This window comes from Mesorhizobium sp. M7A.F.Ca.US.007.01.2.1 (assembly GCF_003998165.1).
Classification (GTDB): domain Bacteria; phylum Pseudomonadota; class Alphaproteobacteria; order Rhizobiales; family Rhizobiaceae; genus Mesorhizobium; species Mesorhizobium ciceri.
Map to the genome: position 1 here is coordinate 1 of NZ_RZQP01000244.1, position 8,581 is coordinate 8,581.

Sequence of the window (8,581 nt, forward strand, 5' to 3'; positions counted from 1 at the left end):
GGCTGCCGGACTGGCTGTTCAGGCTCTTGGCGCGGCGCATGCTGGCGATCGACCCGCAGGCGCGCTCGTCGATGTGGGACGATCTTCAGCGCGGCCGGCCGACGGAGATCGACGACTTGCAAGGTGCCATCTTGCGGCTGGCGGGGAAGGCCGGCACGCCCGTGCCGACGGTTCAGCGGATCATCGCCTTGGTGCGCGCAGCGGAAGCGGAGCGGCTTGGCTCGCCGGGCCTGGCGCCGGAGCAGATTGTTGCACCGGCCGGCCGTCGATCAACGTGATCTTCTGCCAGATTTTCCGCGACAGGTTGGACGCCAGGTTCTCGATGTCGTTGACGCCGTCGATGACCACGTCGTCATTGACCGACTGCGCGAACAATGCGGCGATCTTGCCGGTGATCGACAGCATTTCGGAGCAATAGTCGAGGTAACGCGCCAGGTCGGCGGCATTGGTGATGCGGGCGGGCGAATGCGACGTCGGCTTGAAATCGGCCGACAGCGCCGCCGGATCCTTGGTCAGCTGGTGCATGTCGATGACGTGGATCAGCGAGCGCAGGCCATGCAGCTGGCGAAAGACCTGCTTGCGCTTGATGCGCTCCTCGGAGCGGATCAAGGCGAGAAATCCGACAATGGCGAGGATGAACATGTTGAGCGAAGCTTCGATGCCTTGCACAGACTGGACGGCATCACCCGGTTTGGAAATGCGGTCGAATGGCAATACGGTTCCGACGAAGATGAACATCAGTGCGCCGGCAACGACAGCGGCGACGATGAGGCCGCGCAGCCACCAGATCGGCGCTTGCAGGGCCTTGGCGCCCTGTGCCAGGTCGCGCGACAGCGAGACCAGTTCGGCGGCAACGCCGCGCAGGCCGGCATCGGGGAAACGCTCCGCAACGCGCGTCTCCAGCCGTTCTGCGGTCTCGATGATCAGTTTCGGATCAAGCGTACGGTAGCGCATGTCCGATCGAACCTCAGGGTTGTGCTGGCTCGTTGGTGCGCCGGCCGTAGCGGTTGGGTCCAGGCTGCCCCGGAAACAGGCACAACACAAGGAAGGCCACGATCGAGACCACCGGCACGAACAGGATCAGCGCGGCAATGCCCGGCTTGTCCAAATCGTGCAGCCGCTTGACCGCCAGGGCAATGTTCGACCACAGCGAGGCGATGAAGGCGACGAAGAAGATGAACGACCACATGTTGCTCTCGGCCGAACCTTCCGGCACCAGCGTGAAGCGGTAGAGCGGGAAGGCCTGGATGATAGCGACGAGCAACCCGCCAAGAAAATAGGCCGCGCGACTGACGCGGCCCGAGGTTTTGAAGAAAAGCCAGGTGAGATCTGATCTGTCAGGCAAGCGGGTCCGGTCCATATTGATTGGCGCCCCTGGCGCCTTCGAGAATGCCGCATTCCACCAGAAACCAGATCGGGCCGATCAATGGCACCAGCATGATCAGGCTCCACCAGCCCGACTTGCCGCGATCATGCCAGCGCTTGGCGTAGACTGCGAGTGCGAAATAGATCGAGGCCAGAGCGATGAGAATGCCGATGATGCCGATCTGGGCGCCACTGGCCGTGGTGATGCGTGTACCGAGGATCGCATCGAGAATAAAGGCAACGATGCCAATGACGATGAAAACGCCAATCGCGGCCCAGAACTTGCCACGGTTGATGCGACCGTCAAAACTTGTGAGCAGATACTTCCAGTCCATGTCACCCCTCCATGATGAACCCGCGCGACCGATTGTCGCGCCGGCGGAAGGTGCGCCCGCTTTGCGCAAAGATCAATCGCGCAGCAATTCGTTGATCGAGGTCTTGGACCTGGTTTTGGCGTCGACGCGCTTGACGATGACGGCGCAGTAGAGGCTCGGACCCGGCTCGCCGTTCGGAAAGGGCTTGCCCGGCATCGCTCCGGCGACGACGACGGAATTCGGCGGCACTTCGCCATAGAAAATCTCGCCGGTAGCGCGGTCGACGATCTTGGTCGACTGGCCGATGAAGACGCCCATGCCGAGCACCGAGCCTTCGCGCACGATGCAGCCCTCGACCACTTCCGAGCGCGCGCCGATGAAGCAATTGTCCTCGATGATGGTCGGACCTGCCTGCATCGGCTCCAGCACGCCGCCGATGCCGACGCCGCCGGAAAGATGCACGTTCTTGCCGATCTGGGCACAGGAGCCTACCCCGACCCAGGTGTCGATCATGGTGCCTGTATCGACATAGGCGCCGACATTGACGAAGGACGGCATCAGCACGGCGCCCGACGCGATATAGGCCGAGCGACGCACGATCGACCCCGGCACGGCGCGAAAGCCCTCCTTTTCGAAATCGACAGCGCCCCAGCCATCGAACTTCGACGGCACCTTGTCCCACCACGTCGCTTCGCCGGGACCACCCTTGATGATCTCCATCGGGTTGAGCCGGAAGGACAAAAGCACGGCCTTCTTCAGCCACTGGTTGACATGCCACTTGCCGTCGGCCTGCCGCTCGGCGACGCGGACGACGCCGCGGTCGAGCAGGTCAAGCGCCGACTGGATGGCATCGCGCGTTTCGCCGCGCGTCGCAGTCGAAATCGCATCGCGTTCCTCGAAGGCCTTCTCGATGCTCTTTTCGAGGCTCGCCAGATCGGGCTTCGACATGAATTCGCTCCATTACCAAGCTGTTAAGGGGCTGAGCCTTAACCTGTTTTGAAAGTCGCGCGGACCCTATGTTAAGGCTTAATGGGGGTCAATCGCGTGTGCGTCACGGGACGGCGCAGTTAAGGGAATTGGACGGGTAGTTATGACTCCTATGGAAAAGGCGGGGTGGACGCCGCTGCCGCATTCGGACGAGGATCTGGAGCGGTCGAAGAGCGTGCCTGACACGCCGCAGACGCGTGCCGAAACCTACCGGCTCGCCTGGAACGATCCCGACTTCATGACGCGGCGCGAGTTGCGCGCGGTCAGGCTGCAACTCGAACTCCTGAAACCGGAAATGATCCTAGCCGAACGCGGCATCCGCTCGACGGTGATCCTGTTCGGCGGTGCGCGCCTGCCGGAACCCGGCGGCGAGGCCTGGGCGGCCAAGAACGAGACGCAGAAGAAGAACCTCGAAGAGAACAGCAAATACTACGAGGAAGCGCGCAAATTCGCCCGCCTCTGCTCGCAGCAATCGGCTACCTCCTATTACCGCGAATATGTCGTGGTGACCGGCGGCGGGCCTGGCGTGATGGAAGCGGGAAACCGCGGCGCCGACGATGTCGGCGCGCCGTCGATAGGCCTCAACATCGTCTTGCCGCACGAGCAGGCGCCGAACATCTATGTGACGCCGGAGCTCTGTTTCAACTTCCATTATTTCGCTATCCGCAAGATGCATTTCGTCATGCGCGCCAAGGCGGTCGCGGTGTTTCCGGGCGGCTTCGGCACGATGGACGAATTCTTCGAGACGCTGACCCTGATCCAGACAGGGCGCATGGAGCGCGTGCCGGTGATCCTGTTCGGCAAATCCTTCTGGAAGCGGGCGATCGATCTCGATTTCCTCGCCGAGCAGGGCACGATCAGCCCCGGCGATCAGGACATCATCGACTTCGTCGACACCGCGGATGAGGCGTGGGGGATTATCAGCCGGTTCTATAAGTTAGGAGAGTAGGGCTGGGGATCGGGGAATTGAAGAATTGAAGAATTGAAGAATTGAAGAATTGAAGAATTGAAGAATTGAAGAATTGAAGAATTGAAGAATTGAAGAATTGAAGAATTGAAGAATTGAAGAATTGAAGAATTGAAGAATGAAGAATTGAAGAATTGAAGAATTGAAGAATTGAAGAATGAAGGGATTGTGGCTCTGCGTTCGGATCAATCCCCAATTCGTCATTTCATCATTTCTTCATTTCCCCTCCCCCCTCTCCACAATCGCCGTCAGAAACCCCGCCAGATCGTCGGTGACGAAATCGACATCATCCTCATTGGCCGGGTCGCGCTCCCATATCTCGGAAAAGGTCGGCTCGAAATTGCGCGGCACGATCAGCACCGTGGTCATGCCGAGCGACTTCGGCACCGAAAGGTTACGGGCAAGATCCTCGAACATCACCGCATTGTGGCCGGTGACGGCGTGGAGTTCGGCGAACTTCTCGTAGGTCTGGCGCGCCGGCTTGGGATTGAGCCCCGCAGCGACGATGTCGAAGATGTCGTCGAAATGGTCGAGGATGCCGAGCTGGCGCGCGGTGCGCTCGGCGTGCCTGCGGTCGCCGTTGGTGAAGATGAACTTGCGGCCGGGAAGCTGGCGGATGGCGGTGCCGAGAACGGGATCGGGCACCAGCCATGAATAGTCGATGTCGTGGACCTTCTCGAGGAAATCGTCGGGGTCGATGCCGTGGCGTGTCATCAGGCCGTTCAGCGTCGTGCCATATTCGCGGTAGAGCTCCTTCTGCAACTTGCGCGCATCGTCGCGCGGCAATGCCAACAGTTCGCCGACATAGGCGGTCATCTTGACGTCGATCTGCGAGAACAGATTCGAATGGTGCGGATAGAGCGTGTTATCGAGATCGAAGACCCAGTCGGTGACATGGGCGAAGCGGGCGGGGTCAGGGAGCGTGGTCATGGACTCCTTATGGCATGAAACGCGCATTCCGAAAGCGACTTTATCCACAACTTCTGCTCGTTGAGGTTGCGTAAATCGTCTCACGATTCAAATTTTAGGCATCTGGGAAAGGTGGCCTTCAGGGCTTGCTGGCAGAGAGGCAGTCTTGTGGGAGCAAGCGATGAACAGCATAATTCTGAGATCCGCCGCCGTTGCTTTCGCCTCAGTCGCGGCCTCTCTCCTGCTGACCCTGATCATCGTTCCGGCCATGGGATTTCCGGTCAACCGGACGATCTGGCTGACCTCCACGCTCTGTCCGCTGGTGCTGGCGTGGGCCGCCAGCGCAAGCACTTTCTGGCAAAGCGACAGGCTGAAAAACGCGCATCGCGATCTCGCCCGAGCCCATGCCCAGCTCGCCGCCGCGCATCGCCGCCTGGCGGAAAAGGCGAGCCGCGACGACATGACCGGCATGCTCAACCGGGAAAGCTTCTTTGCCGCGCTCGACGGTTCGCGCCGCAAGTCCGATCGCGGCGCGCTGCTGATCATCGATGCCGACCACTTCAAGACCATCAACGACAATTTCGGCCACCTGACCGGCGATGACGCGCTGCTTTTGATCGCCAGCGCGATTCAGCGCGGCGTGCGCAGCGGCGATGTGCTCGGCCGCATCGGCGGCGAGGAATTTGGCGCCTTTCTGGTTGGCGCCACCGAGCAGGAGGCCAAGCGCGTCGCCGAGCGCATTCGCCGCGAAGTCGAGCTGATCCGCTTCCGGCCCGTCGACGAGCGGACCATTCCGCTCACGGTCAGCATCGGCGGTACTGTCTGCGGCGAGGAAGCCAGCGTGTCGGAGTTGATGCGCGCCGCCGACCGGCGCCTCTACCAGGCCAAGCACCAGGGCCGTAACCTGACGATCATCGACACCGGCATTTCCGAGGCGGCGTGATCCGATCTGCCGCAACCGGCCTGTTAAGAAAACTCTAACCCTGTTTGCACTCGGTTGTACCGCTTAGCCGGGTTTTCACTGCTTTGCGGCCAGACTTGGCACGATACTGGCTTCCACGGTGATGCATGTGTCGTTCCGGGAATTGCCGTTCTGGGAACGCCATGCAGTGCCGAAGCCCAGCCGAGAGACCAGCCATGAGTTTCATCATCAAGAAAATGTCACGCCGCGCGCTCGTGCAGGCGTTGATCGCATTGCCTGCCCTGTCCTTGTTCCGCAAGCTGCCTGATGCCGATGCCGCCGGTCCAAAGCCCGACCCGAACGAGATCGTCGAGGTCGATGGCTGGATCCTGAAGCGGAGCGACCTGGCATGATCTTCGACAGCTACGAGGCGTATCGCGCTGCGAACTTCACCCCGAAGGTCTGCATCCTCGGCTCCGGTCCGGCCGGCATGACCATTGCCCGCAAGCTTGGCGCGGCCGGCATTCCGGTGGTGGTGATGGAGGCCGGTCCGCGCGAATTCAGCGACGACTCGCAGGACTTTTACCGGGGCAGCACGGTCGGAGATTTCTATTTCGATCTCGACATCACCCGGCTGCGGTTCATGGGGGGCAGTTCCAACCACTGGGCAGGCTGGTGCCGCGTGCTCGACAAGCAGGATTTCGAGCCGAAGGCCTGGGTACCCGATACGGGCTGGCCGATCGCCCGCACCGACATCGAACCCTATCTGCCGGAAGTGCGCGATATTCTCGACCTTCCGGCCCTCCGGCCCGATATGCCGATCTCGGACGACATTCGCTGGGTGCAGCTGATCAAGAGCCCGGCCGTGCGCTTCGCCGAGAAGTTCGGCGATGAACTCGACAAGGCCACGAACATCGCGGTGGTGCTCAACACTTGTGCCACCGAACTTGCCGGCGACGGCAGACGCGTGACTGGCGCCAGGCTGTGGTCGAACGGACAGGATGCCGGCTCGTTCAGCGCTGACTATTTCATCGTCTGCACCGGTGGGCTGGAGAATTCGCGGCTGCTTCTGTGGTCCAACCAGCGCTCGAACGGCGGCGTCGTGCCGAATGCAACTGCGCTTGGCCGCTACTGGATGGAGCATCCGACCTTCGAGGGCGGCAACGCCATCCTGGCCGACTACAACGCGTTCGAGGTCGACGCCGTCAACGAGGCCTTCTTCTCGCCGACGTTTGCCGCCATGGAGCGGCTGCAGATCATGAACTTCGGCATCCGGCTGATCGAGACGCCGTATCCCGGGGTCAAGAGCCTTATCGCCGACCTCGCCTGCACGGCGCCCAGCATGGCGGAATGGATGTCCTACCAGCTCAGTCAGCGACTGCGCTGCGCGGCCCAGCTCTACGTCGCCTGGGAACAGGCGCCGCTGGCCTCCAACCAGATCGAGTTGTCGAAGACCGATGTCGACCATGCCGGCGTGCCGCGCATCGAACTGCACTGGAAGAAATCCGAACTGGAACATCGCACCCTTCTCGAAGGGCTCAGACTGTTCGGCGCAACGCTGATCGAGAAGAATCTCGGCCGCGTGCGCATTGCCGACTGGATCAGCAATGGTCAGGACTATCCGACCAACGACGAGACGGCGGGCCATCACCATATGGGCGGCACGCGCATGGGCACCGACATCAGCAAGAGCGTGGTCGACGCCAACTGCAAGGTGCACGGCATGGACAATCTCTATGTCGGCGGCTCCTCGGTGTTCTGCACGTCGGGTCAATGCAACCCGACGACGACGATCACCGCGCTGGCCTGCCGGCTGGGCGACCATCTCAGCAAGGTGGTCACCGCCTGACGGCTGCAGGGCAGCATGCTGCCTAGGGCAGTTCACCGTTTCACGGAACGGCGATCCGCTCTAACTCTTTGTTTGACGCAATTCCGGACGGAAAACCGTTTCACACTTTTCCTGGAATGCTCTAGAGCGTCGCCGGATCGAGCGCCGGCTGGTCCTTGCGCCGGGCGACGATTGCCGCGAAATCGGCGGTCTGGAAGGCATCGCGCAAGGCGTCGAAGGACGGCAGCACGAAATAGGCGCGCTGGAACTTGTCGATCTCGTAGCCGGTGCGCATCACCGTTTCCAGGTCGAAGGGCACGTGGTGGGCGTCCTTGCCTTCGACGGCGAACTGCAGCTCGGTAAACGACGACATAAGGCCGGCGCCAAAGGCCTTCAGCGGCTGGCCGGCCTCCCGCATCAGGCCATATTCGGCCGTGTACCAGTAGAGCCGGGAAATCATCTCGTCGCCACCCAGCGCGATGATGTCGCCGGCCTTCTCGCCATACATCTGCATGAAATCGGCGAACACCGGTTGCGACAGCGCCGGCACATGGCCGAAGAAATCATGGAACATGTCGGGCTCGACAATGTAGTCGAGCTCCTGCCTGGTCCGCAGCCAGTTGGTGACCGGGAAGCGGCGATCGGCGAGATGGTCGAAAAACGGAGCCGCGGGAATGAGCCCCGGCACCGCGACGATCTCCCAACCGGTCAGTTTGCGCAGCTTGGCGCTGACCTCGTCGAAGTCGGGAATACGGTCGAGCAGGCCGAGTTTTTCGACGCCGTCGAGGTAGGAATGGTGGGCGAGCTTGCGCGTCAGTCTGGTCTGGCGGTCGCACAGCGTGCGCCACACCGCCTGCTCTTCATCGCTGTAATCGTAACCCTGCGACACGGTGAAATCGGCACGGCAGACCGAGTAGTCGCCGCGCAATCCTTGCGCCGCGCAGTCGCGGGCGTATTCGGCAACGCTCATCGTCGTCATGGTTTTTCTCCTCGCAAAGCAAATCGCTGACGTGCTGAACGTTAAGCGGATTTGCGGAGGCGAATCGGTTTTGATGATGGCTCGAATTCGGAAATCGGGATAATATTCACTCAGAAATTCCCAGGAAGGAGTGAAAATGCCTCGATTCGATGATTTCGAGATCAAGATGCTCGATGTCCTGCAGCGCGACGGGCGCAAACCGGTTTCCGAGCTGGCGCAAGAGATCGGCCTGTCGACGACACCATGCGCGCGGCGCTTCGAGGCGCTGCAGGAGGCCGGCATCATCAAGGGATTTGCCGCCGTGATCAGCCGCCGCGCTGTCGGGCTGATT

At 61.3% G+C, this 8,581-nt stretch carries 12 protein-coding genes; 6 read left to right on the plus strand and 6 right to left on the minus strand.

From position 1 onward, the window contains the following. Window positions 1-278, plus strand: a 278-nt coding sequence (locus EN949_RS29360) for a ketopantoate reductase C-terminal domain-containing protein (protein ID WP_281039797.1), incomplete at its 5' end; no start/stop codon positions are given. Here EN949_RS29360 and EN949_RS29365 read toward each other — a convergent pair. The 4 genes from EN949_RS29365 to dapD all read right to left on the minus strand — a co-directional run bounded on the left by EN949_RS29365 (window position 181) and on the right by dapD (window position 2,627). Further along, a complete protein-coding gene (locus EN949_RS29365; RefSeq protein WP_127365527.1) occupies window positions 181-954 on the minus strand; it encodes a hypothetical protein in 774 nt (257 codons plus the stop codon). The two genes, EN949_RS29360 and EN949_RS29365, sit on opposite strands and share 98 nt — an antisense overlap. Before the next feature lie 13 nt (window positions 955-967). After that, a complete protein-coding gene (locus EN949_RS29370) occupies window positions 968-1,345 on the minus strand; it encodes a DUF805 domain-containing protein (RefSeq protein ID WP_024502086.1) in 378 nt (125 codons plus the stop codon). Continuing rightward, complete coding sequence (locus tag EN949_RS29375) at window positions 1,338-1,700, minus strand: DUF805 domain-containing protein (protein ID WP_013528479.1); 363 nt, start codon at window positions 1,698-1,700, stop codon at window positions 1,338-1,340. The genes EN949_RS29370 and EN949_RS29375 overlap by 8 nt, the downstream gene beginning before the upstream one ends. Window positions 1,701-1,772: 72 nt before the next feature. Further along, a complete protein-coding gene (gene dapD, locus EN949_RS29380; protein WP_127365526.1) occupies window positions 1,773-2,627 on the minus strand; it encodes a 2,3,4,5-tetrahydropyridine-2,6-dicarboxylate N-succinyltransferase in 855 nt (284 codons plus the stop codon). A gap of 142 nt (window positions 2,628-2,769) precedes the next feature. On the opposite strand from dapD, the gene EN949_RS29385 reads away from it, so the two are divergent. After that, a complete protein-coding gene (locus EN949_RS29385) occupies window positions 2,770-3,615 on the plus strand; it encodes an LOG family protein (RefSeq protein ID WP_013528481.1) in 846 nt (281 codons plus the stop codon). A gap of 234 nt (window positions 3,616-3,849) precedes the next feature. Here EN949_RS29385 and EN949_RS29395 read toward each other — a convergent pair whose 3' ends face one another. Continuing rightward, window positions 3,850-4,563 carry a pyrimidine 5'-nucleotidase gene (locus EN949_RS29395; RefSeq protein ID WP_013528482.1) on the minus strand — a complete coding sequence of 238 codons (714 nt, stop codon included), beginning with the start codon at window positions 4,561-4,563 and terminating at the stop codon, window positions 3,850-3,852. A gap of 160 nt (window positions 4,564-4,723) precedes the next feature. Here EN949_RS29395 and EN949_RS29400 point away from each other — a divergent pair, with 160 nt between their 5' ends. The 3 genes from EN949_RS29400 (at window position 4,724) to EN949_RS29410 (ending at window position 7,292) form a co-directional block, all read left to right on the plus strand. Then, complete coding sequence (locus EN949_RS29400) at window positions 4,724-5,485, plus strand: GGDEF domain-containing protein (RefSeq protein ID WP_013528483.1); 762 nt, start codon at window positions 4,724-4,726, stop codon at window positions 5,483-5,485. 194 nt (window positions 5,486-5,679) lie between these two features. Further along, entirely contained in the window at window positions 5,680-5,856 is a 177-nt protein-coding gene (locus EN949_RS29405) for a hypothetical protein (RefSeq protein ID WP_082826619.1), read from the plus strand. Then, complete coding sequence (locus EN949_RS29410; protein ID WP_063169723.1) at window positions 5,853-7,292, plus strand: GMC family oxidoreductase; 1,440 nt, start codon at window positions 5,853-5,855, stop codon at window positions 7,290-7,292. Before EN949_RS29405 ends, EN949_RS29410 begins: the two co-directional genes overlap by 4 nt. Window positions 7,293-7,413: 121 nt before the next feature. On the opposite strand, the gene phhA is transcribed toward EN949_RS29410, so the two are convergent. Next, window positions 7,414-8,250, minus strand: a complete 837-nt coding sequence (gene phhA, locus EN949_RS29415; protein ID WP_063169722.1) for a phenylalanine 4-monooxygenase — start codon at window positions 8,248-8,250, stop codon at window positions 7,414-7,416. Between the two features lie 136 nt (window positions 8,251-8,386). Here phhA and EN949_RS29420 point away from each other — a divergent pair. Then, window positions 8,387-8,581 (plus strand): Lrp/AsnC family transcriptional regulator (locus EN949_RS29420; RefSeq protein WP_164782575.1); only part of this gene is annotated, 195 nt, incomplete at its 3' end.